This window comes from Pseudoalteromonas sp. 23_GOM-1509m (assembly GCF_000518425.1).
GTDB classification, from domain to species: domain Bacteria; phylum Pseudomonadota; class Gammaproteobacteria; order Enterobacterales; family Alteromonadaceae; genus Pseudoalteromonas; species Pseudoalteromonas tetraodonis.
This window is the reverse complement of the sequence record NZ_KI912433.1, coordinates 69,977-95,263: the sequence shown is the minus strand read 5'-3', so window position 1 is coordinate 95,263 and position 25,287 is coordinate 69,977. Positions and strand designations below refer to the sequence as shown.

Annotated in this window: 24 protein-coding genes; 12 read left to right on the top strand and 12 right to left on the bottom strand. The window is 39.9% G+C overall.

Annotation, left to right across the window (positions count from 1 at the left end):
* The first annotated feature begins 74 nt into the window (after window positions 1–74).
* Window positions 75–2,966: a TonB-dependent receptor domain-containing protein gene (locus N523_RS0113810; protein WP_028834069.1), complete on the top strand. Its 2,892-nt coding sequence runs from the start codon at window positions 75–77 to the stop codon at window positions 2,964–2,966.
* Between the two features lie 258 nt (window positions 2,967–3,224).
* Window positions 3,225–4,976, top strand: a complete 1,752-nt coding sequence (locus N523_RS0113805; RefSeq protein ID WP_028834070.1) for a DEAD/DEAH box helicase — start codon at window positions 3,225–3,227, stop codon at window positions 4,974–4,976.
* Window positions 4,977–5,019: 43 nt separating this feature from the next.
* On the opposite strand, the gene N523_RS0113800 is transcribed toward N523_RS0113805, so the two are convergent.
* Window positions 5,020–5,352: a ribonuclease E inhibitor RraB gene (locus N523_RS0113800; protein ID WP_028834071.1), complete on the bottom strand. Its 333-nt coding sequence runs from the start codon at window positions 5,350–5,352 to the stop codon at window positions 5,020–5,022.
* 192 nt (window positions 5,353–5,544) lie between these two features.
* On the opposite strand from N523_RS0113800, the gene N523_RS0113795 reads away from it, so the two are divergent.
* From N523_RS0113795 to N523_RS0113785, 3 genes are read left to right on the top strand one after another with little or no spacing between them, the layout of a single operon-like run.
* On the top strand, window positions 5,545–7,272 hold the full coding sequence (locus tag N523_RS0113795; RefSeq protein WP_028834072.1) for an autotransporter assembly complex protein TamA: 1,728 nt from the start codon (window positions 5,545–5,547) through the stop codon (window positions 7,270–7,272).
* Window positions 7,272–10,958: an autotransporter assembly complex protein TamB gene (gene tamB, locus N523_RS0113790; protein ID WP_028834073.1), complete on the top strand. Its 3,687-nt coding sequence runs from the start codon at window positions 7,272–7,274 to the stop codon at window positions 10,956–10,958. The genes N523_RS0113795 and tamB overlap by 1 nt, the downstream gene beginning before the upstream one ends.
* 25 nt (window positions 10,959–10,983) lie before the next feature.
* Window positions 10,984–11,868 carry a peptidylprolyl isomerase gene (locus tag N523_RS0113785; RefSeq protein WP_028834074.1) on the top strand — a complete coding sequence of 295 codons (885 nt, stop codon included), beginning with the start codon at window positions 10,984–10,986 and terminating at the stop codon, window positions 11,866–11,868.
* Window positions 11,869–11,911: 43 nt separating this feature from the next.
* Here N523_RS0113785 and queF read toward each other — a convergent pair whose 3' ends face one another.
* Entirely contained in the window at window positions 11,912–12,757 is an 846-nt protein-coding gene (gene queF, locus N523_RS0113780) for an NADPH-dependent 7-cyano-7-deazaguanine reductase QueF (RefSeq protein ID WP_028834075.1), read from the bottom strand.
* A 59-nt stretch (window positions 12,758–12,816) separates the two neighbouring features.
* Here queF and syd point away from each other — a divergent pair, with 59 nt between their 5' ends.
* Window positions 12,817–13,356, top strand: coding sequence for a SecY-interacting protein (syd, locus tag N523_RS0113775; protein WP_028834076.1), 540 nt, complete (start codon window positions 12,817–12,819; stop codon window positions 13,354–13,356).
* Between the two features lie 56 nt (window positions 13,357–13,412).
* On the opposite strand, the gene N523_RS0113770 is transcribed toward syd, so the two are convergent.
* The 3 genes from N523_RS0113770 to N523_RS0113760 form a co-directional block, all read right to left on the bottom strand.
* Window positions 13,413–14,186: a Zn-ribbon-containing protein gene (locus tag N523_RS0113770; protein ID WP_028834077.1), complete on the bottom strand. Its 774-nt coding sequence runs from the start codon at window positions 14,184–14,186 to the stop codon at window positions 13,413–13,415.
* 13 nt (window positions 14,187–14,199) lie between these two features.
* Window positions 14,200–14,466 carry a hypothetical protein gene (locus tag N523_RS0113765; RefSeq protein WP_024601586.1) on the bottom strand — a complete coding sequence of 89 codons (267 nt, stop codon included), beginning with the start codon at window positions 14,464–14,466 and terminating at the stop codon, window positions 14,200–14,202.
* A gap of 97 nt (window positions 14,467–14,563) precedes the next feature.
* Window positions 14,564–14,800, bottom strand: coding sequence for a DUF2789 domain-containing protein (locus tag N523_RS0113760; RefSeq protein ID WP_013465367.1), 237 nt, complete (start codon window positions 14,798–14,800; stop codon window positions 14,564–14,566).
* Between the two features lie 302 nt (window positions 14,801–15,102).
* Between N523_RS0113760 and N523_RS0113755 the strand changes: the two genes are divergently transcribed.
* On the top strand, window positions 15,103–15,759 hold the full coding sequence (locus N523_RS0113755) for a GNAT family N-acetyltransferase (RefSeq protein WP_028834078.1): 657 nt from the start codon (window positions 15,103–15,105) through the stop codon (window positions 15,757–15,759).
* A 597-nt stretch (window positions 15,760–16,356) separates the two neighbouring features.
* On the opposite strand, the gene N523_RS0113750 is transcribed toward N523_RS0113755, so the two are convergent.
* Together N523_RS0113750 and N523_RS0113745 are read right to left on the bottom strand one after the other, a co-directional pair.
* On the bottom strand, window positions 16,357–16,656 hold the full coding sequence (locus N523_RS0113750; RefSeq protein ID WP_028834079.1) for a DUF3301 domain-containing protein: 300 nt from the start codon (window positions 16,654–16,656) through the stop codon (window positions 16,357–16,359).
* Window positions 16,657–17,685: a DUF3549 family protein gene (locus N523_RS0113745; RefSeq protein ID WP_013465364.1), complete on the bottom strand. Its 1,029-nt coding sequence runs from the start codon at window positions 17,683–17,685 to the stop codon at window positions 16,657–16,659.
* A 103-nt stretch (window positions 17,686–17,788) separates the two neighbouring features.
* Here N523_RS0113745 and N523_RS0113740 point away from each other — a divergent pair, with 103 nt between their 5' ends.
* From N523_RS0113740 to N523_RS0113720, 5 genes are all read left to right on the top strand, one after another.
* On the top strand, window positions 17,789–18,109 hold the full coding sequence (locus N523_RS0113740; RefSeq protein ID WP_028834080.1) for a YqcC family protein: 321 nt from the start codon (window positions 17,789–17,791) through the stop codon (window positions 18,107–18,109).
* A complete protein-coding gene (truC, locus tag N523_RS0113735; protein WP_013465362.1) occupies window positions 18,102–18,866 on the top strand; it encodes a tRNA pseudouridine(65) synthase TruC in 765 nt (254 codons plus the stop codon). Before N523_RS0113740 ends, truC begins: the two co-directional genes overlap by 8 nt.
* Window positions 18,867–19,316, top strand: coding sequence for a flavodoxin (locus N523_RS0113730; RefSeq protein WP_013465361.1), 450 nt, complete (start codon window positions 18,867–18,869; stop codon window positions 19,314–19,316).
* A gap of 15 nt (window positions 19,317–19,331) precedes the next feature.
* On the top strand, window positions 19,332–20,207 hold the full coding sequence (locus N523_RS0113725; protein WP_028834081.1) for an NTP transferase domain-containing protein: 876 nt from the start codon (window positions 19,332–19,334) through the stop codon (window positions 20,205–20,207).
* A 209-nt stretch (window positions 20,208–20,416) separates the two neighbouring features.
* On the top strand, window positions 20,417–21,490 hold the full coding sequence (locus tag N523_RS0113720; RefSeq protein WP_028834082.1) for a phosphotransferase enzyme family protein: 1,074 nt from the start codon (window positions 20,417–20,419) through the stop codon (window positions 21,488–21,490).
* 105 nt (window positions 21,491–21,595) lie between these two features.
* Here the strand turns inward: N523_RS0113720 and N523_RS0113715 are convergent, their stop codons facing one another.
* The 5 genes from N523_RS0113715 to N523_RS0113695 form a co-directional block, all read right to left on the bottom strand.
* Window positions 21,596–21,835 carry an RNA recognition motif domain-containing protein gene (locus N523_RS0113715; protein ID WP_008109433.1) on the bottom strand — a complete coding sequence of 80 codons (240 nt, stop codon included), beginning with the start codon at window positions 21,833–21,835 and terminating at the stop codon, window positions 21,596–21,598.
* A gap of 167 nt (window positions 21,836–22,002) precedes the next feature.
* A complete protein-coding gene (lipA, locus tag N523_RS0113710; RefSeq protein ID WP_013465357.1) occupies window positions 22,003–22,968 on the bottom strand; it encodes a lipoyl synthase in 966 nt (321 codons plus the stop codon).
* Window positions 22,965–23,618 (bottom strand): lipoyl(octanoyl) transferase LipB, encoded by a 654-nt coding sequence (lipB, locus tag N523_RS0113705; RefSeq protein WP_013465356.1) that lies wholly within the window; start codon window positions 23,616–23,618, stop codon window positions 22,965–22,967. Before lipB ends, lipA begins: the two co-directional genes overlap by 4 nt.
* Window positions 23,619–23,637: 19 nt before the next feature.
* A complete protein-coding gene (gene ybeD / locus N523_RS0113700) occupies window positions 23,638–23,916 on the bottom strand; it encodes a DUF493 family protein YbeD (RefSeq protein WP_016898950.1) in 279 nt (92 codons plus the stop codon).
* Window positions 23,917–24,126: 210 nt separating this feature from the next.
* Entirely contained in the window at window positions 24,127–25,287 is a 1,161-nt protein-coding gene (locus N523_RS0113695) for a serine hydrolase (protein ID WP_028834083.1), read from the bottom strand.

Sequence of the window (25,287 nt, the reverse complement as noted above, 5' to 3'; positions counted from 1 at the left end):
ACAGACAGGTTTTAATGCTGATATTTGCCTGTTTAGTTAAATAAAAAATATAATAACACCTTAGGGAGAATTTAATGTTGAACAATAAAGTTTCAAAAGCAGTTCGCTTAGCGATCGCTTTTGGTGCAGCATCTACAGCTGCTTTCTCAGCAAGTGCATTTGCTGCAGAAGAAGAAAATGCAGAAAAAGTAGAACGCATTGAAGTAACAGGTTCACGTATATTACGTGAAGGTGCAATTTCACCATCACCGGTAACTGTAATTACAGGTGAGGATTTGGTTAGCACTGGTGCGATGAATATCGGTGAAGTATTAAATAAACTGCCAGCCTTAGCGACTACTTATTCACTTGCAAACTCTGGTCGTTTTATCGGCACTGCGGGTATTAGCTTACTAGATTTACGCGGTATGGGCAGTGCTCGTACTCTGGTACTTGTTGATGGTAAGCGCCATGTTGCAAGTGCTCCAGGTACATCTTCGGTTGATACGAATACAATTCCTAGCTCTTGGATTGAGAAAGTAGAGATTATTACTGGTGGTGCATCGGCTGTTTATGGTGCCGATGCGGTAACGGGTGTAGTTAACTTTATATTAAAAAAAGATGTTACAGGTTTTAATGTATCAGCAACAAAAGGCTTTGCTGATAATAGCTCATATCAAAATGAAAAATTCACTGTCTCTTATGGCCAAGACTTTGCAGAAGGGCGTGGTAATGCCGCTTTCTCTTTAGAGTACAACGCACAAGACTCATTAAATGCGCTTGATAACCCATGGACTGCAACATCCTACGCATCACTACCTTATGAAGTAGTAACAGGTCAAGCTCGCCCTGACGATCAACTCGATAGTGAAGAATACCCAGATAAAATCGTAATGCCAAATGCTGGTTACTACCTAATTTCTAATCAAGGTACTGTATGGAACCCGTTTACTGGTGGGATTATGGGCAAGTTCAATGGTGATAGTACCCTTGGTGATGTCTATAGTGGTCCGATTGCAGATGGCTCTTTTTGTGCGAGTCCGGGTTGTGATTTCATTAATCTACGTCAATATTCAGAGATACAGCCTAAATTTGATCGTATTAATTTTAATTTTAAAACAAATTATGATGTTACAGACGAGCTAAACGCATACTTCCAAGCTAAATACTCTAAAACAGAGGGCGAGAATGTAGGCCAACCGTTCTTCCGTTTTTACTCTGGTGCAAACCTGATACAACGCGACAACGCATTTTTAACACCTGATGTTGCACAATTAATGGATGATAATGATTTGCCATTTATTGGTGTGAACAAAATGTTTAACGATATAGGTCGTCGTCTTGAAGAAAATACTCGTGAAACAACTCGGTTTGTAGCAGGTATTCAGGGTTATATCAGTGATGACTGGGCAATGGATATCTCTTTAGTGCATGGTAAGTCAGAAATTGAACGTATTAACGGTGCAAACGTTATTATGGATAATTATGCTAATGCGATTGACGCTGTGTTTGATGACAATAACAATATTGTATGTCGTGACGCAGCAGCTCGAGCTGATGGATGTGTTGCTGCAAATATAATGGGTGATGGAGCAATTAGCCAAGAAGCTATTGACTATGTGACAACGACTTCAATTGGTACATCAGAAATCAAGCAAACAGTTTTTAATGCAACATTTAGTAATTCGGCAATTTATGAACTACCAGCGGGTATGGTTGGTTTTGCTGGTGGTGTTGAGTACCGTGATGAGACAAGTGTGACGATTGAAGATGCTTTTGCTAAAACTGGGGCTACATTCTTTAATGCACTTGGTGAAACGGATGGTGGTTATGATGTAACAGAAGCTTTCTTCGAACTATCAGTGCCACTGATTGAAGATGTATTTCTAATAGATACATTAGTATTTGATACCGCGGTTCGTTACGCTGATTACTCTACTATTGGCGATGCAACAAGCTGGAAGTTAGGTCTTGATTGGACTATTACACCAGAATTACGCGCTCGCTTTACCTTATCTGAAGCAATGCGTGCGCCTAATATCGACGAGTTATTTTCTGGTCAAAGTCAGTCTTTCGCAGGTGTTGACGATAGCTGTAAAGTTTCAGAGCTTGCACAATTAAGTGATGCAGGCCGAGCTATTCGCGAATCTAACTGTGCTGCTTTAGGTGTTCCAGCTGACTTTGATTCAAATTATGATAGTGCAACGCTAGAGACATTAGTTGGTGGTAATCCAGACCTACAACCAGAAGAATCTAGATCTATTACCGCTGGTATTGTGTACCAACCTGAGTGGTTAGAGGGTTTCAGTGTAACTGCCGATTACTGGGAAATTGATATTGATGACACAATCAGTGGCATTGGTTTCCAAACAATTATCGATCGTTGTGTAGATTCTCCAACCGGTATTGATAACCAGTTCTGTAAACTAATTACGCGTGACCCTAATACTAGTGAAATTACACTTCTAAAAGGTTTTGCGCTTAACATTGCACGCAGTCTTAACTCTGGTGTTGACTTTGAGTTTGGCTATGACTTCGACGCTTTAGGTGGTAGCTTCGGTACTAGCTTTATTGGTACTTATTTGATTGAAGCAAAAGACTTTCCATTCTCAGCTGAGCCAGAAAATTACACTGATTATGAAGGTGTTTTAGGTGATGAGACATGGCAGGGTAGTATCTCAGTTGATTATACATATGAAAACCTTGTTGTAGATTTCAGCACTCGCTTTATTAATGGTGTTGAGTTATACGATCATAAATCAATCGAAACAAACCCGAATCCTTCAAATCAAATGCGTTACGGTTCATACTTTATAACTGATGCTTCAGTCGCTTATAAATTTGATAGCGGAGTAGGTTTTAAGTTAGGTGTTGATAACTTATTCAATCGTGGATTACCGGGCTCAACAACCGGTACGGGCGCAGGTTCAGCGATTTATGATAATATCGGTCGTTTTGCCTACCTACAAGCTACATACAAATTCTAAAGCTACTAATTATTAGTATAAAAATTTTATACTAATAAAGTTCCTTAGAATTGCTGGTAAGCTCAGTAAATAATTAAATACCCTTAATGATGTTGATTAAGGGTTTTTTTTTATATTTATACATAATATAGTGCTCTAAATTTATAAATAGTTTCAAAGTTAGCTGATTATTTATGAATATAAATATTAAAACGAATGTGAAATAGAGCTGTCTTTCTAAAAATTAACCATTGATTAGATTAAGAATTCTTACCTTTGATGACCTACACCCTCAGACCCTACCAGAGCGAGGCGGTTGAACGCACCGTTTTACACTTTAGAAAAACTAACGAACCTGCCGTTATTGTGTTGCCTACGGGGGCGGGTAAAAGTTTAGTCATAGCTGAGCTTGCGCGTATTGCTAAACAAAAAATATTGGTGTTGGCGCACGTAAAAGAATTAGTTGAGCAAAATGCTCAAAAGTATAAAAGCTTTGGTCTTGAGGCGAGTATATTTTCCGCAGGTCTCAAAGAGAAGTCGTTAACCCACCAAATTTCCTTTGCCAGTGTGCAGTCGTTATCGCGTAATTTAGACAAACTTAATGAGCACTATTCATTACTCATTATTGATGAGTGCCACAGAGTGAATGGCGAAAAGAAAAGCCAATATGGTAAGGTTATTAATGCACTTAAATCTCACAACCCTGAATTAAAAGTATTAGGCTTAACAGCAACGCCTTACCGCCTTGGGTTAGGCTGGATTTATCATCATCATTACCATGGGTTTGTAAGAGGCAATAAAGAGAGTCCATTCAAACACTGTATTTTTGAATTACCTTTGCGCTATATGATTAAGCATAACTACTTAACTCCCCCTAAAGAGGTTGATGCTGCGATTAGCCATTATGACTTTTCATCTTTAACTAGCAATGCATTTGGGCAATATAGCAATGAGGATATGAATGCGCTGTTAAAAAAATCGACCCGTGCAACTCAAACAATTTTACAACAGGTTATACAATACAGTGAAAATCGTTACGGCGTGATGATTTTTGCAGCTACGGTTATGCATGCACAAGAGATAATGACTTATCTACCAGAGGATCACAGTGCGCTGATCACGGGGGATACGCCAAATAGCGAACGCGATAAAATAATAAAGCAGTTTAAAGCTAAACAGTTAAAATATTTAGTAAATATATCAGTACTGACGACGGGTTTTGATGCCCCTCATGTTGATTTTATAGCTATTTTACGGCCCACGGAGTCGGTAAGTTTATACCAGCAAATTGTCGGTCGAGGCTTGAGGTTGGCAGAAGGTAAAAACGATTGTTTAGTGATTGATTATGCAGGCAATGGTTTTGATTTATTCTACCCAGAGGTGGGAGATAAAAAAGGCGATAGCGATAATGAACCCGTGCAAGTCCTGTGTCCTGGGTGTGGCTTTGCCAATATATTTTGGGGAAAAACAGATGCTGATGGCAAAGTAATCGAGCACTTCGGCAGGCGTTGTAAAGGTTTGCTAGAAGATGATAACGGTTTAAGCGAGCAATGCGATTACCGCTTTCGTTTTAAAGAGTGTGAGCAGTGCGGCGCACAAAATGATATTGCTGCTCGAAAATGCCATGATTGTGACGCTGTGATGGCCGACCCTGATGATAAGCTGCGCAATGCGTTAAACCTTAAAGATGCATTAGTCCTACGTTGTAGCGGCTTGAGTGTGGTAAAACTTAAAGAGCAATTGTTAAGAATTACTTATTTTGATGAAGACGGAGCCAGTTGTGATGAAACTTTTGATTTATCAAACAAAGGTGCTCGGTATTACTTTAATCAGCAGTTTGGTAAGCGTGTAAGTCTGGGCCAATCCCCGATTGAATTTGTCAGTGCAGAGCAAGTTATGAAAGCGCAGTTTGATTTAATACCACCGGATTTTGTGATTGCGCGAAAAAGTAAAAAATATGGCTGGAAAGTAGCAGATAAACTTTTTGATTATAAAGGCAGCTTCAGAAAAGCAAACCAGCTAAGTCGATAGACTAAGCTGGATATCATTCATCATTCATCATTTAAATTAGGGATTATGCCTCTTCTGCGTCTAATCCCCAACCATCACCATAGCCATTAAAGCTGTTCGCTATGCTTTCAATGTATTGTTCTGCTTGGCCTAACAGTGCATGTTCAGGCACCATTTGTACATGGGCAATTACTTCCCAAACGCCGGTATCTTTGCATTTTTCAACATCAGCAGTTTGCACTAATTCATCGTTTACAATCTCAGTTGCAAATTTTTCGGCATCAACCTGTTGTTCAAATAAAATGTAAAAATCAATTTGTTGCATTTTACTTAAATCTACACCAGCGGCGGAAATTTCAGCAAGTAGCTGGCCATTGTCATCATCAGGGAATTGCATTAAAAAACTCATTAATTTTATTTTGTACTCGTTATAGCTATTGTAACCAAAATAAACCGTTAACGCGTACTAAATTTTGACTGCATCTTTGAGTGTTAATTGCGATTAAGTTAATGTTAGGCTCATTGTGGCTATGGTAGTATATCTCTGTCTAGCGGTTTATTTTATGGATACCACAGTAAGGATATTTACTTGTTCAATCAGCTTTTAAAGTTTTTTTGTTTTTTTTGCTTGTTAGTAAGCCTGTCTTCTATTGCCTCTGAAAATATAATTGAAGATTATGAAATTAAAGGGATCAGTGGCGACTTAGAAAATAACGTTGCACTTTATTTAAAACAACTTGTTGGTGAAAAACCAACCCGTACACTTCGTCGGTATGCAAAAACGCAAGTTGAGAACAGTATCAAAGCCTTAGGTTATTATAGTCCAGTAGTAAATATTGATTTTGATAAAGACGAGCGCGAACTTGTTGTAAATATAGAGCGAGGCCCAGCCACACGTATTGAGTCACTTAATATAACGGTTAATGGTGAAGCAAAACAGGATCCGTTCGTTCAAAAAACGATTGAAGATCTTAATTTAAAACAAGGTGATATTTTAAATCATGGGGTTTATAGCAGCGCGCATAAAAAAATAGAGTCAGTGTTGCTAGAGTATGGATATTTCGATGCAAAATGGCCTGTTAGAAAATTTGAAGTATCACTCAAAAAACACAGCGCAACCATTACTTTTACTATTGATAGCGGAGTTCGTTATCAATTTGGTGATATTTTAATTGCCAGAAATACTCCAGCCGAAAAATATATCCGCTCTTTGGCGCCATTTAAAATGGGTCAGTCGTACAAAGCATCCTATATTGCCGATTATAATCTTGATTTATCAAGTACCCCTTATTTTAAGAGCGTGCGTGTTTACGCCGATATTACAGCGAGAAAAAACAAGCAAGTTCCTATAAAAGTCGATGTGTTACATAAACCAGAAAATAGTTATGAAATTGGTGGTGGCTTTAGTACAGATTTAGGGCCGAAAGTACGTTTTAAATGGAGTAAACCATGGATCACCGATAACGGGCACTATCTTGAAAGCAATTTAAATGTTTCTCAAAAACAGCAAGATATTTCCATGGCTTACACCGTGCCGGTGAATGATCCGAACGATGATTTATGGCGCTTTTCTGTCGGTTATAAGTTGGAAGATGAATTAACCAATCAAACTTACAGTGAAATACTAACAGGTCAGTTACAGCGCCAATGGTTAACTGAGCATAAATGGGTACGAACGGCTTTTTTAAGGCGTGAGCAAGAAACCTACCGCATAGGGGATGACGAAGAAAAAACAACTGAAATGTTAATGCCTGGGATCAGTTATGCGCGTAAACAATCAAAGGGTGGCACCACACCTTATTGGGGGGAGCAGTGGTCTATTTCAGCTGAGTTTGGACTCGATAGCGTACTCTCAAGTACCAATTTGGTTAGAGTTCAATTACAGCATGCTTGGTTACGTACTTACCTTGACCGCCATCTGCTCTTTTTAAAAGCAAACGTGGGCGCAATGATTGTTAATGATATAAATAACGTGCCATTTTCTTTGCGATTTTATGCCGGTGGCGATCAAAGTGTCAGGGGTTTTGCTTATCAGTCGATTTCTCCGCAAAACGAGCAGGGTGAGCGTATTGGTGGTAAATATTTATTAGCGAGTACCGTTGAATACAACTACCAATTTGCTAAAAATTGGCGAGCTGCGCTGTTTGTTGATGGGGGGACCGCAACCAATGATTTTTCAGAACAATTTGAAGTAGGTGCAGGATTTGGTTTTCGTTATTTAACACCGGTTGGTCCGATAAGAGTTGATCACGCGTGGGGGCTCACAAAAGAAAGTAAAAGTACCCGTTTAAGTATTACCATAGGGCCTGAAATTTAATGTCAGTATTTAAAAAAGTAACGGCGATAGTTAGCGCCGTTTTAGCAACGCTGTTAGTTACACTGTTTTGCGTTTTGTTTACCGCCCCTGGTAATCAATTGCTTGCTTATACAGCGAATAAATTGGTTGATGGCTTAACCATTGAAATAAAAAATGGCCGATTTTTATACAATGACGCGTTTAACTTACAGTTTGACCAAAATGGCGTAAGCGTTAATGCACAGCAACTAAAGATAGATTTATTTTGGTGGCAATGTGATGGTATTTGTATTGATAATTTAAGCGCTAAGTCGATTAAATTAACCTTGCCAAAAAGCGCTGAGAATAAAGACGATACGCCAACCGAAGCATTAGAAAAAATAACCTTACCCTTTAATATTGCATTAAAAAATCTAGCTATTGATGAATTTATTTTAAATCATTCAAGTGCAAATGTAACACTTAACACTCTGCAATTGTCGGCAAAGGCTGAAGGGTCTGATGTTACAATTAAACGCTTAACCATTCCTCGTATTAATGTGGTATTAAAAGAGCAAACCGCAGCTCAACAAGCAGCGGCTAATCAACAAACAACAACGGCTATTAAGGAATTACCAGCTTTACCTAATATCGATTTTATCTCGCCACTTAACATCAATGTTGAGCAGTTCAATATCACCAACGTGACAATAAATCAGGGCGAGCAACACTATTCAATTGATGATATTGCCCTGCAAATGAGCGTAGAAGATGCCACTATTAAGGTACAGTCACTATCGGCAGGTTATCAGCAGTGGCAGTTAAATACTCAGCTTGATGCAACACTGGAAGGGGCAATGCCAATTAACGGCAACATTAGCTTAAAAGGGAATGAACACGGAGCTACTCTTGATATAAATGGTGATCTAGCCAAGCTTAACATTGCGCTTGATACCACAGGATTATTTCCTTTAAATTTGAGAGCAACAGCCAACCTCAAACAGAAAAATTATCCCTTTAGTGTTAATGGCAAAATTAATCAATGGCTTATTAATAGACAAAATAATGAGCTAAAGGTTAAAAACATCAATTTAAGTGCCCAAGGTAATGCTAACGACTATCAATTAAGTTTAACGGGTAATACTCAGCTAGATGCTTATCCAAGTGTAGATTTAAATGCTCAGCTAAAAGGCACACTAACCAACGCGACGCTTGAAACGCTTGCTTTAAAAACTAACGATAGCGCTGCGAATATTCAAGCACAGCTTGATTGGCAACAGGGAATTAAAGCGGACTTTACCGGCGTTTTATCAAATTTAAAAGCGCAATACTTAACCGATGCCCTAACCAGTGATGTTTCAGGGACGTTTAAAGGCGTATTTAACGCTCAAGCCGATACCTGGCAGCTACAAATGAACAATACTAAGCTAGCTGGCTTTTTAAACAACGTTCCCTTAGAGTTTGCTGCAAACTTTAAGTTAGATAATCAATTAAAAGCGGATATCGATAGTTTTTATTTAAGTAGTGGTGCTAACAAGTTAACTTTGAATGGGCAGGTAGATGATACATGGCAAGTTGACGGTGATATCACGCTTAATAGTGATGAGCAGGCTAATCTTCCTTTTATTGCTAACGGTAAAGCGGATTTAAAAGTACGCGGCAACAGATTAACCCCTTCGGTTAACTTAGCCGTCATGCTAGAGCGTTTTATTTTTAATGAGATAAACATTAATAAACTTGCTATAAAATCTCAACTAGATACGGCCGCTGATTGGCAAACTGATCTCAGTGTTAATGTTGCATCTGCACTGGTCGCTGGGCAGCAAATTAATAATATAAACATAGCTGCCAGTGGTGATAAAACAGATCATCAACTTAGCGCGTCGATTGATGCCGAAAAAGGCGCGGTGGAACTTGAGCTTAATGGCAAAATGAAAAATGCCATTTGGAATGGTGAGCTAAGTGACATAACCCTTAGTGATAAAAAGCTGAGTTTTAATAATACTAAAAAAATATCCGTTATGGTGAATACACAAAACGGGGATTTTGATGTGAGCGCTCATTGTTGGCAATCAGCTCAAAGTAAGTTGTGTATAGATACCTTGTCGCAATCAAAAGCGCTAGGGCAGTTTAATGCAAAGCTTGCTAACCTCTCACTTGCAGAGCTTAAGCACTTATTACCAGATAATATTCGCACACGCGGAGACTTAACAGGTGATTTTGCTGCTAATTGGCAGTCAGGTGCACTTAAAACACTCAGAGCCAATGTAAATTCTAATGGATTAAATGCAGTGCTAACCTCAGAAGAGGAACGATTTAAACTCCCAATAGAAACACTCAGTATTAGTGCTTTTTCAGATTCGCAAGTTGGTAAAATTGAAGCTAACTTGGCATCCAGTGTGTTAGGTAAAATAGCAACCGATATAAATATTGACGACATTCAAAATACACAAACACTCTCTGGTAACGTTAATATAGATAAAATTTTACTCTCAGACATTCAGCCATTTTTAGATACGCTTGAGCAACTTAAAGGGGCAATCAGCGGACAGGTTACATTAGCTGGAACGCTCAAAGATCCTCAGTTAGATGGTGAGCTTAATATAGCAGACATTAATTTAGAGGGAGAGCAATTACCTGTTGCACTTAAAGACTCTAATATACATATTTTATTTAATAAAACCACGGCAACAATTAAAGGTAACTTAAGTGATCCTCAAGGCGGGCAAGTTAAACTTACCGGTGATGTTGATTGGCAAGGTGAGCAACCCGCGGTTAATGTTGCAGTTGTTGGCAATGAGTTTTTTGTTAGAGCGCAGCAGGGTGTGATATTTAAAGTATCACCCGATCTAAAAATCGGCATAGCAGATAACGCGCTTAACCTTGTTGGTGAAGTGGTTGTGCCTTATGGACGTATAGAAATTGAAGAGCTGCCCGAGGGCGCAGTGCAAGTAAGCGATGATGAAATAATTATTGATCAAAAAACACAAGCGGCTAAAAAAGTCCCTTTTGATTATGATATAGACTTAAATGTAACAGTAAAAAATGATGTAAAAGTCGAATCGTTTGGACTCAAGTCTAAAGTAACTGGTGATTTAGCGCTTAAAATGAGCCAAGGTACGCCAATTATTGCAACCGGAGAGCTTAATTTAATAGAAGGGACGTATTTAGCCTTCGGGCAAGACTTGATAATTAGAACAGGGCAAGTAGGTTTTAGTGGCGCAATCGACAAACCGTATCTCAACATTAAAGCGATTCGTAACCCAGATAATACCGCTGATGGTGTGATTGCCGGGGTGACTTTAACCGGCAGTGTTGAGCAACCTACGTTAAAAGTATTTTCTGAGCCTGCGATGGATCAAGCCCAAGCCTTAGCCTATTTACTCAATGGGCAACCATTAGGAGAGGGCGACAGCTCTACAGATGCTATGTTAACTCAATTATTACTTTCTCAAGGTGTGAGTCGCAGTGAGGGAGTGGTTTCTAAGGTGGGTGAAACCTTTGGTTTATCTGATGTAAGCTTAAGCTCTAAAGGTAGTGGTGAACAAACAAAAGTAGAGATATCGGGTTATATAGCCCCAAGCTTACAGGTTAAGTACAGTGTCGGGGTGTTCGACTCACTCAGTGAAGTGGCTGTGCGCTACCAGTTACTCTCTAAACTATACATAGAAATAACCAGTGGCTTATACCAAAACGTAGACATACTGTATAAGTTTGATTGGGACTAATAGATAACAATAAAAAAGGAAAGGTATGAAAAAGTGTGTAGTGACCCTTTTAGTGTCGGCCTTGTTAGGTGGGTGTGCCCAGCACAGTACTCAATCACCAGCCTCATCGGCTAAAAAACTAACAAGCAGTGAGATTATTGCGGCGGCTAAAGATGATGAATGGCGATGGGTCGAATCAGAGAATATTCTAAAGTTAACCCTGCCCACAGGCGCTGCATATATTGAGCTTAACCCCAAACTTGCGCCTAAACACACTGCGAATATTAAAAAACTGGCAAGACAAGGCTTTTATCAAGGTACTCACATTTACCGTTTTGTTGAAGGGTTTGTAGCTCAAGGTGGCGATAGTACGGGTAAAAAGTTAGCCAAAACTAAAGATAACACGGTGCCAGCGGAATTTTATTTAACCACCACTGAGCCACTTTCAATAACCGAGATGGGCAGTGATGGTTATGCACCGGTAACGGGGTTTTTAGGTGGCTTTGCGGTTGCACAAAACCAAGCGCATACACAAACGTGGCAAGTCCATTGTCATGGCATATTTGCAATGGCGCGCGATAACGATATAAACAGTGCCAGCAGTGAGTTTTTTGTCACCATAGGTCAAGGGCCGCGTTATTTAGACAAAAATATTACCGTGTTTGGTCGGGTGCTTAAAGGCATGGCACATTTTCATCAGTTAGCGCGAACGCCAACTGAAAATACCGAGTTTAACCCCATTACTGATCTACAAGTATTAGCGGATGTAGCAGACGATAGCAGCCAATTTAAAGTAATGAAAACAGACTCTAATTCATTCAAACAATTAATTATTGCTCGGGGTAACCGCAGCGAGGAATGGTTTGCGTACAGCCATAATTATATTGATGTGTGTGGCATGGCGGTGCCAACTAAGCAACTTAATGACTAAAAAAGGAGCCTCAGGCTCCTTTTTTGTTAAGGTAACGCGACACTTATTGACGGTTTATTTTTACCGAAAATGGGGTTTCGTTATAATGTGTTGAGCGATATGGGTTTATATCAAGCCCACCACGGCGCGTATAACGAGCGTATACTTCAAGTTCTTTAATATGGAGTTGAGTGGTTAAGTCGCTGTAAATACGTTCCACACATTGCTCATGAAACTCATTGTGAGTTCTAAATGAAATTAAATAGCGTAATAATGACTCACGACAAACTTGCTCACCGGTATAGCGAATAATAATACTCGCCCAATCCGGTTGTGAAGTAATTAAACAGTTAGACTTAAGCAAGTGGCTATGCAAAGTTTCGGTGACTATTTTATTGCTTTGTGATTTAAGTGAATGGGCATCAATATGGTAGTTATCTATCTCAATATCTAACTCATCAATACACTCACCTGGAAGCGGTGTGCAAGGAATACAATTGTAGTCATCAGCGCTGTATAAGGTTACCTTTACAGGGCTGTTTACCGCATTGGATAAGTCGTCAATTAAATGTTGTTTAACAATTTCAATACTCCCAAAACGGCTTTGATTAAAGCTGTTTAAATAAAGCTTAAACGACTTTGATTCAATAATATGACTACTTTGACATTCGAAAGTAAACAATGCCACCGCAACTTGAGGCTTACCTTTAGTATTTAACCAAGACAGTTCGTAACCTGTCCATATGTCTTGGCCTTTAAACGGCAGCGCAGTTTCATCAATACTTAATGAATCGCGATTAAGCTTGCGAGCAATAGGAAAAAGCAAGCTGGGCGTGTATTGATCGACATACTCAGTAGATTGACCAAGTACGCTGCCTTTAAGATCGGGAGAATTGCTGTAATCTGTCATGTTTGCTCTTAAATAGTTACAATGGATGCATTATATATAAATTAAATGAGTTTCACAGTATGTCTGTTGCAATGCAATTAGCTCAACTTCACGAAAAATTTAGCGAACAAACGATTACTAATACACAAAAGCGCCCATTAATCGTCCACGATGTGCAATGGCCAAGCCCATGTGAAATAGGTAGCGCCGATGAACATGGCATGATCCAATGGCAAGCGATAGTTAGAGAGCCTACAGGTTCATTAACCGATCTCGCTAACGCATTGGAGCTTGAGTTTCCAGAGGCGTTGAGTCAATTTTATGGCCATATGTTTGCTGGCAGTGTTGTAGCCAATATTGACGGACATCAAGTGGAATTATTACAAGCATGGAATGAAGATGATTTTGACCTACTGCAACAAAATATCACCGGCCATGTTTTAATGAAACGTAAACTCAAACAAGCGCCAAGTGTATTTATTGGGTTAACCGACCAAGACGATTTGCTTGTTACCGTATTAGTAGAAACAGGTGAGGTGTGCTTAGAGTATGTAGGTAAAAAGCCACATCATGTACTTGCCAAAAACCTCAGTGAATTTATAGCATCGTTGACAGTATAATTATAAGGTAGTTTTAAGGTGTGATGTTTTTAGACATAGCACCTTAAGTGTGGGATTTATTGAAAATCCCACGAAATATTAGAGACTAAACCACACGGTTCACACCTAAAATCAAACAAGCCAAACCAAGGCTCGGGTAATTTCCATTCACCATGGCAACTCGGGCATTTACGCTCAAGTTCAGAGGCTTTATCAACCCCCCCTACACGGTATAAATAATAGTAAACAGGCTTTTTAGTTAAAAAACTAATCCGTTTAGTTATATCTTTACCACGGCGGTATAAATCACTTTGGGTGCTGGCTATTTCTTCAAGCGCTGGAAATTCACAGCGTGTTGCACCATTAATTTGAATTTGATCGCACGCTTGCCAATCTTCTTGCCATTTAATTAGTGTTTTATAGTCACCATTAGCAATCGCAGGAATATTAAATAGCGGCACGGGTAAAAAGTCATCGCCACAATACAGTGGGCTACATGTATGCACATAGGTGGTATATAAAATATAGCTTGATGGCTCTTTACAGCCATCGGCACCATTGGAGTGAATATCTTGGCCGATGACCTTTACTTTGGGAGCAAGCAAACCAGCGCCATGAAGCTTTTCAACACTGTGTTTAACAAACGCACTGTTATTAAGTGGGTGCATGGCGTCTTCGGTCGGGCACATTACACGAGTAATAAAATAGCCATCTTTTAAAATCGTTGGAAATTCCTCTCCAATGATTTGGCCATTAAAGCGTAATGCATTCACTAAGCGGTTTATTGCCTGCTCGGCTTGCTCTAGGGTTGTGTCTTGGTAGCAATCAAATGTTAAATCAACAACAAACATTTATAGTCTCAAATTATTTTTGCTCTAGCAAAGCAAGTAATCGATCAAGTTTTTGCTCAATTCTATCTAACTGAGTGTTTTTAGGATCTGAGTTACTTGCTTGCTCGGGTGTTTTCATTAAATTATAAATTGAATCGGGATTATTTTTATATTGACTCACTGCCGCAATAATAACCGGCATAGGAAGTGGTTTTACTAAACGGCTTTTAGTTAGTGCAACAGTGGGGACTTTGCCTTCATCAAGAAGGACTTTAATAGCTTCAAATACAGCAGCATTCATTCGATTTATAACTCTTTAATAAAGTAAGCTCGCAACATGGAAGTTGCGAGCAGGTATGGTAACAATAAAGTGGCTCAGACACATTAAAATGTGCGATTTAATTATTTTGACGAAGGCGAGAGTCGAGTTCGTCAATTACCTCACTCCAATCGCCATCAACCGCCAGCGATTCAGCAATAAAGTGTTGTTGGGCTTCATCCCAAAAGGGAGCATCTTGCAATAATGTGGTATCCGAAATGGCATGCGATGCAATAAATGCATCTATTTCTGCTTCTGTATTAGGTAACCCTAATTGTGCAAACAATGTATTTATGTCGTGCTTAGTCGTATCCATAATCGTGCTCCTTAATGAATTAATACTTAATACTTAATACTTATTAACTCTAGGGAGGAATGATATATCTAGCCAGTTTAACCCTTACTGAATTTACGCTTTATTTACTCAGTAGTAAGTCGCTAAAGCATGATCTGACTCAATGCAGTGGATGAGCGTACTAACTAAAATGTAAATTCGCTTATTTGTCCCACTTAGGTATATAGTTATATGAGCATTTGGTCATCGTTGTAGTTCAAAATTAATCCCAAACAAGTTACGGGGCGTAATGACAAAGGGTATAAAATAATAAAGGAAATAAAATGACAGCCACAGCAGAATCCACAGACACGTTTAGCGTGCAACATATTGCACCAGAAGATATCAGTACCGCTGCAAGCCTTATATATCAGGCCTACCAAAATGACCCTATTTTACAAACTCTGCTAGGGTATAACGAAAAAAGCCCTCTGGACTATGAAAAAAAACTCCGTGCGCTTATTCGCGAAGAGCTCAGTAGCTTTTGGCAAGAAAAACAGCCTTTAATTGGCCTTTACCGTAACGATAAGTTAAAAGCAGTTGCTTGTGTATTTGAGTCAAGTAGCCAACTTCAAGCAGAGCGTTATTGGCATTGGCGATTAAAGTTGATGTTAAGTGCCGGTTATTTGCAAACGAATCAATTAATTGAAAAAGAAAAAACTATTCGTGATGCACTAAAGCCGCAAGGCAATTACTACTTTTTAGCGTTTATCGCCGTTGACCCACATTTTCATGGTCAAGGGTTTGGCCGCCAATTACTTAAAGGCTTAGATGGTTTATTACATGACAATCCTGAGTCCTCTGGTATAGCGGTATTTGTGACTCGTGACGAACATACGCAATTTTTTAAATCACAAGGCTTTGAGCACTTTAAGCAGCTCACATTTAACCGAGTTAAAGGTGAATTACTTTTTAAAACTGCTCTATCTGTACAAGGCTAGGTGTTTAGAATTGTGATTATGTAAGCCAATGTTCCAAATAGGGCGCACTTACGTGAGATATATCTTACATTAACGTGCGCCTTGTCAGTTTAACTCCGTATTTTATCTTCTTAAAAACATCAAGCCATTGTTATTTATAGTTATTTTTATTTTTCAATTTTATGACCGTAATTTTTTTTGTTTTCCTCACTATCATACGAAGCCGTTTGCTTTAAACTTTACTTTGTCAAGACGACATAGCCCAATGATTGAGCTACTGCCACGGATAAGGAATCAGGCAACTAAGTAGTTACTAGCAGGAAGCACAAAGGACAAGTTAACACGGATGCAGGGATGAAACAGGAAGTACACGGAGTACTAAAATAGCTGGGAGCTATTTAAAGGACACCAAGGATGATGCGATAGGAAATTGCAGGAGCGTTAGTTTACGCAGGATAGCCAAGGCGGCAAGTGGATATTGCAGGATGCAATGGAGAGTAAACACGGTAGTTTGCTCGTTCAGAGGATGATAAACAGGGAATAGGTAAAGGATACCTTACAGGATGTTTGCAATTGGGGCGTAACTGAGGTTACGCCTTAGTTTTTTGTGCTAAGAAATTATATTCTATGTGGTGGCACAACCACTCTTTTTAGTTTTTCATCTTCCATGATTAATACCCCTTGGTAGGCGTTTTCACCGTCACTTGAAAACTCAAAAATAAATTCGCTTTTCATGCCCGGTTTACCACTTTTTAAAATGCCAAATCGACGCTTGTTGCAAGCTACACTCATAAGTTGCACTTGCAATTGCTCGCTTTGCCGTTTGGCATGAACGTTCGCTGCTTCGGCTATTTTACGATTTAGCCAAAAAAAATAAATTACAGCACCAATAAGTATGAACGTCCATAAACTAGCCATTTAAGAGAATAACCTTCCAATTGCGCGAGCTAATGTCTCGCTTCTGTTTTCTTCACGTAATAAAGCTAATAAGTGAGGGCGAATAGTCGCAATTGCAACTAAATCTGCAAAAACGCTAGGAAATAATTCAGCTATTTTCTCATGATGCGCACAGTTATCCATAAACACATGTAAACGCTGTGGCTGTTCTAACTGTTTGAAGCAGCGACCAGCAATGGTCAACAAAATATCAGAATCTTGCCCTAAAGGTGAGTTAAGCGCGCAGTCAACAAGTTGTGCGCTAAGCCCTGCTGCTTGCCCTGATGATATTGCACGCAGCGCGGCAGAGGCCGCAACAACATCATTATTACTAAGGGCGGTTTGCCCATAACTTAACAATAACTCACTTAACGAGGGCGGTATTTCGATGTGTTCAAGCATTGCACTTAATGGCTGTAATACTTCAACTGGTAATTTAGGCCACGCTGCTTGTAAGTGCTTTAAGTTATCAGCACTATGAAGACGATAAGCAAAATCGGCAATGCCTTGTAACGCGACATTTTGCCAATTATCAAAGCCAATTTGGCCACTAAAGTAGAGTTGGGCGTGCTCGTAGTATTGAGACGCTGGTTGCTTTAGCAACACTTTAACTTGTGCATTAAACGCCGCTAATTTATTCGCGTTCGGAGTAAATACATAAGGGTTGTTATCGAGTGTGCCATCGGCTTGCTCGCCGGTAATTTCTGTTCCTAGTGCCTGAATAACCATATCTGCAAAGTGATCACGGCTCGCGCTTACTAACTTACTTTGCTCATCAAGTGGGAATTTTAAGAACCACACATAGGGTTCTTTACTGGCTTTGCTATCCCAAAACTGAATCGCTAACCATGCATGACCTGCTAATGGGTAAGGATAAGGAATTTGAGCTTGTTCAACGGCTAAAAATTGTTGTTTATCAAGCTTGGTAATGTGCCTGCCAATATCAAAAGCACGCCATTGAGTGCCTGCACCATCTAAAAGCTGGCCTAACGTAGCTATATGTTCACTCATGGATTTCCAACTGTTTTTACTACAAAATTACCTTAATTATACGCCATAGCGACTGTTGTGGGAACAGGGTATACTTGCATAATACACAGACCAAAGGGTGATTATGTACCAGCAAACCCACATATATTTACAGCAATTAGCGGCACTACTTAAAAAGCATCAACTGTGGCAGGTTGAGCCACTGAATCCCGATTTATTAGATTCTAGCGTACCGTTTTGTCACGATACACTGGTATTTGAACAATGGTTGCAGTTTGTATTTATTGAAAAGTTACAGCGGCTAATTGACAACAAGCAGCCGTTACCGCGCAATTTTGCAGTCGCCCCGATGGCGCAAATGACACTCACTGATAAATCAGGCAGCGAAGACATTATCGCTTTACTGACCCAATTAGATTCATATTTAGGAGAGCCTAATGAGTGAGCGCCCAGAGCCTATTGAATACGGCGAACTGTCGATTCTTTATCAAGATGAAAATTATGTAGCAATAGATAAACCCTCTGGGCTACTTGTTCATCGCTCATTTTTAGATAAACATGAAACTCAATTTGCAATGCAAATGCTGCGCGATCAAATAGGGCAACATGTGTTTCCTGTTCACCGTCTTGATAGGCCTACTTCGGGTGTATTACTGTTTGCATTAAGCTCAGAGGCGGCGCGTGATATGAATCAATTATTTATTGAGGGCACAATAACAAAACGTTATTTAGCGTTGGTACGCGGGTTTGCGCCTGAATCTGTTTTTTTAGATAAACCGTTAAAAGAAGAACTCGACAAAATAGCCGATAAGTTTGCTGATCAAGACAAAGCCGCGCAAGAAGCACAAACCCAATTTAATTGTTTGCATCAAGCTGCGCTGCCTATCCCAATAGGAAAATACCCAACGGTTCGTTATTCTTTGGTAGAGTGTTTTCCTAAAACGGGTCGCAAACATCAAATACGCCGGCATTTAAAGCACTTGTCTTTACCTATTATTGGTGATGTAAATCATGGCGATAACCAGCATAATCAGTTTTTTAGGGAGCATTTTTCGCTTCGCCGTCTAATGTTGTTTGCATCAGAGCTTAGCTTTGTGCACCCTTACAATAATGAACCCATAACAATTAAAGCGCCGCTGGGTGATGCAATGTTAAACATTTGCAAACAGCTGGGGTGGCCAGAACAAGAAGAGGATTATTAAATGGCACATATTAGTATTTTTGTTGGCAGCGTGTATGGCGGTGCAGAGCGATTAAGTGAGCAAGTTAGCGACACGCTAGAGCAAGCTGGTCATCAGGTTAGTGTCTTCGAGCAGCCTACTTTAGATGATATAAAAAATGCTTCGCATATTTTAATTGTTACCTCGACCACTGGGCAAGGCGATATTCCTGATAATTTAGCGGATCTTTATCATCAATTAAATAGTACTTTTCCAATGCTAACAGACAAGCCTTTTGGTATTGTTGCCATGGGTGATAGAAGTTACGGTGATACGTTTTGTGGGGCAGGGCGCAGCTTTGATGAGCTACTACGTGATTTACAAGCTAAACCTGTTGGTAACCGACTAGAAATCGATGCCTGTGAAGACTTTGAGCCATGGCCGGTAACTGAGCCTTGGTTGCAAGCTTGGCTTGGTAAATTACCCTCATAAATGCGCAGACTCTAAATGAAAAAACATAAACTGAGTTTGGTTGTGCTTGCGGGTGGCTTAGGTAGTCGCTTTGGTGGCAATAAACAAATAGCAGAAATACCTGGGCTAAATTGCACGATTATGGAGTTAAGCATTACTGATGCGTATCGCGCCGGTGTGACACAGGTTGTACTGATCATCAATCAAGCCGTTCGCTGTGAGATAGAACACACTATTTTACCTCGCTTACCTAAAGCCCTTGACGTGGTATTAGTAGAGCAACATAACGTGCTTGTTCCTGATGCATACAAAGCACTATCACAGCAACGTATAAAACCATGGGGCACAGGGCATGCGTTACTGTGTGCCAAAGCATATATTAACAACCCTGCAATTGTTATTACCGCAGATGACTATTATGGTGCGTCTTCATTTTTATTGCTTAGTGAGCATTTTAAAAATAGCCCCGAATGGGCAATGGTGGGGTACCCGATTATCAATACCCTCTCTGAGCACGGTGGGGTTAATCGCGGGGTATGTAGCATTGCTGATGGAAAGCTTGTTGCAGTGACGGAATATTTAAATATTCAAAAAGAGTCTGCACATATTGTTGGAAATAATCCTCAGGGCTTGCGTGAAAAAATTAGCCAAGATGCGCTAGGATCTATGAGTTTTTGGGGGATCACGCCGTGCTTTTTTGATTATTTGCAACAAGGTTTTGAGACGTTTTTACAGCAATATAACGTTAATACTCAGCAAGAATATTACTTACCTGATCAAATCCAGCAAGCGATTAATGTAAAAGCACAGCCTGTATTTGTATACACTGCAAAAGAGCCTTGGTTTGGGGTTACCTATAAATCAGAACTGACAAGCATTGCGGCTACTTTGTGCGCATTACGTCAAGCGTAAAGGTGTTAATACCAATTTTATTAAAAACATGATCAATCTAGCGTATTAAATAACCCGCTACCTGCGTTAAAAATTATTTATATAGAACAACTATGTATCATAATTTTCGCCTTGTTATCGCGTTATTTCCTTGTCGCTGTAATCGTTCACTAATTTAATGCAATTGATATAAATTATTGTCGCCTTGGGCGAAAAGAGTGAAGTAGAAAATGAATTCAATTCCTATAGAAGTTTACTTATCTGAGAGTTTTGGCCTTGACGATAAGCATGCGAGTATAAAACCCATTGGTAGTGGGCATATCAATACTACCATGTTATTGAGCACACCTAAGCGGTCATTGGTTGTACAAAAGCTCAATACGGTGGTATTCCCAAAACCACAGTTACTTGTTGATAATGCAAGATTAATAGAACGACACTTAAGCAAAAAGCAGCAAGTCGGTGAGTTCAACTTAGCAATTGTGCGGCATGTAGCAACAACTCAGCATGACTATTTAGTAAATAATAATAACGATACTTGGCGAGCCCTTGAGTTTATTGGTGGCAGTTACAGCGAAGATGTGGTTAATACTGTTAGCCAAGCGCAAACCGCGGCTAATGCATTTGGCCAATTTGCTGCAGCATTAGAGGATTTTGACGCTAACAAATTACATGCAGTTATCCCTAACTTTCATAATTTAGCCATGCGTGCAGAGGTTTTTAAGCAAGTTATTAACGCCGATCCTCATAAACGTGTAGCTCATTGTCAGGAGGAGGTTGATTTTTGCTTGTCGCAGTTCTCACTCATTGATGAGCTCAATGCATTAGCTGGAAAAGTCCCTATTCGCGTGTGTCATAACGATACTAAAATAAACAACATGCTATTTTGTTCAGATTCAAATGATGCAAAAGCGGTGATTGATTTAGACACCTGTATGCCAGGTTATTGGCTTAATGACTTTGGCGATATGGTCAGAACATTCTGCTCTGCAGAGCAAGAAGATTCAACAGCGCTTGAAAAAGTAGGTGTTCGTGAAGACATTTTTGCAGCAATTGTTAAAGGTTATGTTGAACCATTAAAATCAGTATTAACGGCCGCGGAAAAACAAAGCTTTTGGTTAGGTGCTAAAGTGATGCCTTTTATGATTGGCTTACGCTTTTTAACCGACTATATAGACGGCGATAATTACTTTAGTGTTAAACATGAGAGACACAATTTAGATCGCGCAAAAAATCAATTTGCGTTGTACAGGGATATAGTAAGTAAGCAGCAGGTATTAAAGGCGATGTTAACTCAGATATAAGCCCAATTGGTTATATTGCTCAAAGTGTTAAAGCTAAGCTTTGAGCAATATAAAGCGAGGTTAAACGCTGAAAATACGTATAAACTTCCAACCCCTCAATCGTTATTAAGCATCGGCTAGTTTTACGCGGATTTTGCTTTTATCAACGGTTGTTTGATTAAGGGCTTTAATAGCGCCTTTAACTTCAATGTCGTTTGGCATTTCTACAAAAGCAAAACCTTTTGATTGGCCAGTTTCTTTATCGAGTACTAAGTTACAGGTGGTCACTTTACCGTGCGCTGTAAATAAAGTACGAAGCTCATGCTCAGTGGTAGCACGAGATAAGTTGCGAACTAATAGTTTCATAATGAACCTAATTAAGGGTATCAGCGGTAATTATCTCAAGTAACCCCGCTTTAGCCTAACTTTATTTTACATTTGCTGAAAATAACGCCCATAAACAAAAAAAGCTGCTCGTTGGCAGCTTTTTGTTAATCAGCAGGCTTATTTACCAGCCGGTTGTTCAGCAAGGCTTATTTTACTTCTTTACCCGCTGCTTGTTGATCTGCGTGATAGCTTGAGCGTACAAACGGGCCAGAAGCCGCGTGTGTAAAGCCAATTTCATCAGCATACTCTTTTAGTGCATCAAACTCAGCAGGCGGCACGTAGCGTTTTACTGGTAAGTGATGCTTAGAGGGTTGTAGGTATTGGCCTACGGTTAGCATATCAACGTTGTGCTCACGTAAATCACGCAGTACTTCTTCAATTTCGCTAATTTCTTCACCAAGGCCAACCATTAACCCCGATTTAGTTTTAACCTCAGGGTGTGCTTCTTTAAAGCGACGTAATAATTCAAGTGACCACTTGTAATCAGCACCTGGACGCGCCAATTTGTACAAACGTGGTGCTGTTTCTAGGTTATGGTTAAATACATCTGGCGGCGTTTCAATTAATATTTCCAACGCTCTGTCCATACGACCACGAAAATCAGGGACTAATATCTCAATGGTGATTTCTGGATTGTGCTTGCGAATTTCACGGATACAATCGGCAAAGTGCTGAGCGCCACCGTCACGTAAATCATCACGGTCTACCGAAGTGATCACTACGTAGCTTAGCTTCATGTCTTTAATGGTCAGTGCAAGCTTTTCAGGCTCTGCTGCATCGGGCTTTAATGGACGGCCATGTGCTACATCACAAAATGGGCAACGACGTGTACAAATAGCCCCTAAAATCATAAAGGTCGCCGTACCGTGGTTAAAACATTCTGATAAGTTAGGGCACGAGGCTTCTTCACATACCGAGTGAAGGCCATGCTTACGCATTGCTTGTTTTATGCCGTCAATCCGCTCAGTTGACTTGGGTAGGCGGATTTTAAGCCACTCTGGCTTACGGAGCATTTCGGTTTTTTCAGTTGGTAAAACTTTAACGGGGATCAACGCCATTTTTTCTGCGTCGCGTAGTTTTACACCTGGTTCCATTTTGACTGGTTTATTCATTCGTTTTCAAACCCTTCAGTATGCTTAACCTGTGTTGCATTAAGCTTTTTGATCATGTGTTTTACCAGCCCTTGACCTGCAGCTTCAAGGTTTTGAGGGCCATTTAATTCTTTAGTTTGCACCATATTCATGCCCGCATAACCACAAGGGTTGATGCGTAAAAATGGACTTAGGTCCATGTTAACATTTAATGCTAAGCCATGAAATGAGCAGCCACGACGAACTCTTAGGCCTAAAGAGGCAATTTTGCTGTCGTTCACGTAAACACCGGGTGCATCGGCTTTTGCGTATGCATCAATACCGTACTCAGCAAGGGATTCAATAATACATTCCTCAAGCCATGTTACTAGCTCTCGTACGCCAATCTTTAAACGACGTAAGTTAAATAATACATACATCATTTGCTGACCTGGGCCGTGGTAAGTTACTTGTCCGCCACGATCCACTTTAATCACTTCAATGTCACCTGGGGCGAGCAAGTGCTCATCTTTACCGGCTTGGCCTTGGGTAAATACACTTTCGTGCTCTACCAGCCAAATTTCATCTGGGGTATTTTCATCACGGGTGTCGGTAAACTCTTGCATTTTTTGCCAAATCGGCATGTAACGCTGACGACCCAGTTGGCGTACGATTAGGGTGTTTTCGCTCACAACAAATCTCAACTATGGATTAAAGCATATGGCGTACGTCATCGATGTTGCTGATCACGTTGTAAATTTCTTCAATGTGTTTGCCGCTTGTTACAGTAGCTACTAGCGTTACAGACTCGTAATTACCTTTACTGCTTGGTTTTACTTTTGGCGCATAATCACCTGGAGCAATAGGTTGTAATTTAGCTAAAATTTGATCAGTTAAGTTTACATTAGCTAGACCCATAATTTTAAATGTAAATGGGCAAGGGTACTCTAAGTACTCATCAAATTTAGTGTCTTTAACAGGTTCAACCACGACGGGAACTCCTCAAACAAAAAGTGTTGGCTTTGCTAAAACGCGAAGCTTAAAACTGACAGGCTAATGGCAATCTTGAAATGATGCTATTGTTGACCCAAGCCAATGATAGTCATTCAATACGATTGGTATATATGGGGCGCATTCTAGCACTTTTCAAGCAAAAAAAAACGCCTCACAGTGGAGGCGTTAATATTACTTTACTCGCAATTACATAATCTGTAAGCGTAAGTAGTCATATATTTTACTAAAGAAGCTACCTTCTTGTATTTCTTCAAGTGTAACTAGCGGATATTGTGCAATATCTTCGCCTTCAAGCTGTAAAAATAAAGTACCTACTTTTGTGCCTTTAGCTAAAGGTGCCTCAAGGGTATCGTCTAGCTCAAAGTTTGCTTTAAGGTTTTTATGCTGACCACGAGGAATAGTAATAGGTGTATCTTCTAAAATTCCTAAAGAAACATTCTCTTTATTGCCCATCCAAACACGTTGCTCAGCAAAGCTGTCGCCGGCTTTATACGGGGTAATTGTTTCAAAAAAGCGAAAACCGTAGTTTAGTAGTTTTTTACTTTCTACTTTACGCGCGCGCTCACTTGAGGTGCCCATTACAACGGCAATTAAACGCATGTCGTTTTTTGTTGCAGAGGTGACTAAGCTGTAACCGGCATCAGATGTGTGACCCGTTTTAATACCATCTACATCTAGGCTTTCATCCCACAACAACGAGTTGCGGTTATATTGCTTTATGCCATTGAAGGTAAAAGACTTTTGTTTATATAGAGCGTATTCATCAGGCACATCTCTGATAAGTGCGGCCCCTAATGTTGCCATGTCGCGTGGCGTTGTATAATGCGCATCAGTATCAAGGCCATGGCTATTAACAAAATGCGTATTAGTCATGCCTATTTTTTCGGCATGAGCATTCATTAAATCTGCAAACGCGCTTTCGCTACCAGCAATATGCTCTGCCATAGCAACACATGCATCATTTCCTGATTGAATAATAATGCCATGGTTAAGATCATCGACACTAACTTGTTTACCGACTTCAATAAACATTTTTGATGATTCAGGGAAGTTTTTTGCCCACGCTTTTTCACTAACAGTAACCATATCGGTAGGCGCAATATTACCAGCATTAATTTCGGTACCAATTACATAACTGGTCATCATTTTAGTTAAGCTGGCCGGTGCGAGTTTGGTATCAGCCTCGCCTTCTGCAATAACTTTACCTGTGGTGAAGTCCACCAAAAAGTAACCTTTTGCATTAACTTGAGGAGGCGCTGGAATAATTTGGGCGGTGGCTGAAAATACGGCGGCAGAACAGACTAAGCCGCAAACACCAGTAAGAATTTTATGTTTAATAGATTTCAT

Excerpts from the sequence above, each read along its gene's own strand:
- N523_RS0113760 (WP_013465367.1), bottom strand. The coding sequence starts at position 14,800 with ATGGATACGACTAAGCACGACATAAATACATTGTTTGCACAATTAGGG.
- syd (WP_028834076.1), top strand. The coding sequence starts at position 12,817 with ATGTCTGTTGCAATGCAATTAGCTCAACTTCACGAAAAATTTAGCGAA.
- N523_RS0113750 (WP_028834079.1), bottom strand. The coding sequence starts at position 16,656 with ATGGCTAGTTTATGGACGTTCATACTTATTGGTGCTGTAATTTATTTT.
- N523_RS0113765 (WP_024601586.1), bottom strand. The coding sequence starts at position 14,466 with ATGAATGCTGCTGTATTTGAAGCTATTAAAGTCCTTCTTGATGAAGGC.
- N523_RS0113720 (WP_028834082.1), top strand. The coding sequence starts at position 20,417 with ATGAATTCAATTCCTATAGAAGTTTACTTATCTGAGAGTTTTGGCCTT.
- N523_RS0113755 (WP_028834078.1), top strand. The coding sequence starts at position 15,103 with ATGACAGCCACAGCAGAATCCACAGACACGTTTAGCGTGCAACATATT.
- N523_RS0113715 (WP_008109433.1), bottom strand. The coding sequence starts at position 21,835 with ATGAAACTATTAGTTCGCAACTTATCTCGTGCTACCACTGAGCATGAG.
- N523_RS0113725 (WP_028834081.1), top strand. The coding sequence starts at position 19,332 with ATGAAAAAACATAAACTGAGTTTGGTTGTGCTTGCGGGTGGCTTAGGT.
- tamB (WP_028834073.1), top strand. The coding sequence starts at position 7,272 with ATGTCAGTATTTAAAAAAGTAACGGCGATAGTTAGCGCCGTTTTAGCA.
- truC (WP_013465362.1), top strand. The coding sequence starts at position 18,102 with ATGAGTGAGCGCCCAGAGCCTATTGAATACGGCGAACTGTCGATTCTT.
- N523_RS0113800 (WP_028834071.1), bottom strand. The coding sequence starts at position 5,352 with ATGCAATTCCCTGATGATGACAATGGCCAGCTACTTGCTGAAATTTCC.
- lipA (WP_013465357.1), bottom strand. The coding sequence starts at position 22,968 with ATGAATAAACCAGTCAAAATGGAACCAGGTGTAAAACTACGCGACGCA.
- N523_RS0113745 (WP_013465364.1), bottom strand. The coding sequence starts at position 17,685 with ATGAGTGAACATATAGCTACGTTAGGCCAGCTTTTAGATGGTGCAGGC.
- N523_RS0113695 (WP_028834083.1), bottom strand. The coding sequence starts at position 25,287 with ATGAAATCTATTAAACATAAAATTCTTACTGGTGTTTGCGGCTTAGTC.
- N523_RS0113785 (WP_028834074.1), top strand. The coding sequence starts at position 10,984 with ATGAAAAAGTGTGTAGTGACCCTTTTAGTGTCGGCCTTGTTAGGTGGG.
- N523_RS0113810 (WP_028834069.1), top strand. The coding sequence starts at position 75 with ATGTTGAACAATAAAGTTTCAAAAGCAGTTCGCTTAGCGATCGCTTTT.
- N523_RS0113805 (WP_028834070.1), top strand. The coding sequence starts at position 3,225 with ATGACCTACACCCTCAGACCCTACCAGAGCGAGGCGGTTGAACGCACC.
- queF (WP_028834075.1), bottom strand. The coding sequence starts at position 12,757 with ATGACAGATTACAGCAATTCTCCCGATCTTAAAGGCAGCGTACTTGGT.
- N523_RS0113730 (WP_013465361.1), top strand. The coding sequence starts at position 18,867 with ATGGCACATATTAGTATTTTTGTTGGCAGCGTGTATGGCGGTGCAGAG.
- N523_RS0113770 (WP_028834077.1), bottom strand. The coding sequence starts at position 14,186 with ATGTTTGTTGTTGATTTAACATTTGATTGCTACCAAGACACAACCCTA.
- N523_RS0113740 (WP_028834080.1), top strand. The coding sequence starts at position 17,789 with ATGTACCAGCAAACCCACATATATTTACAGCAATTAGCGGCACTACTT.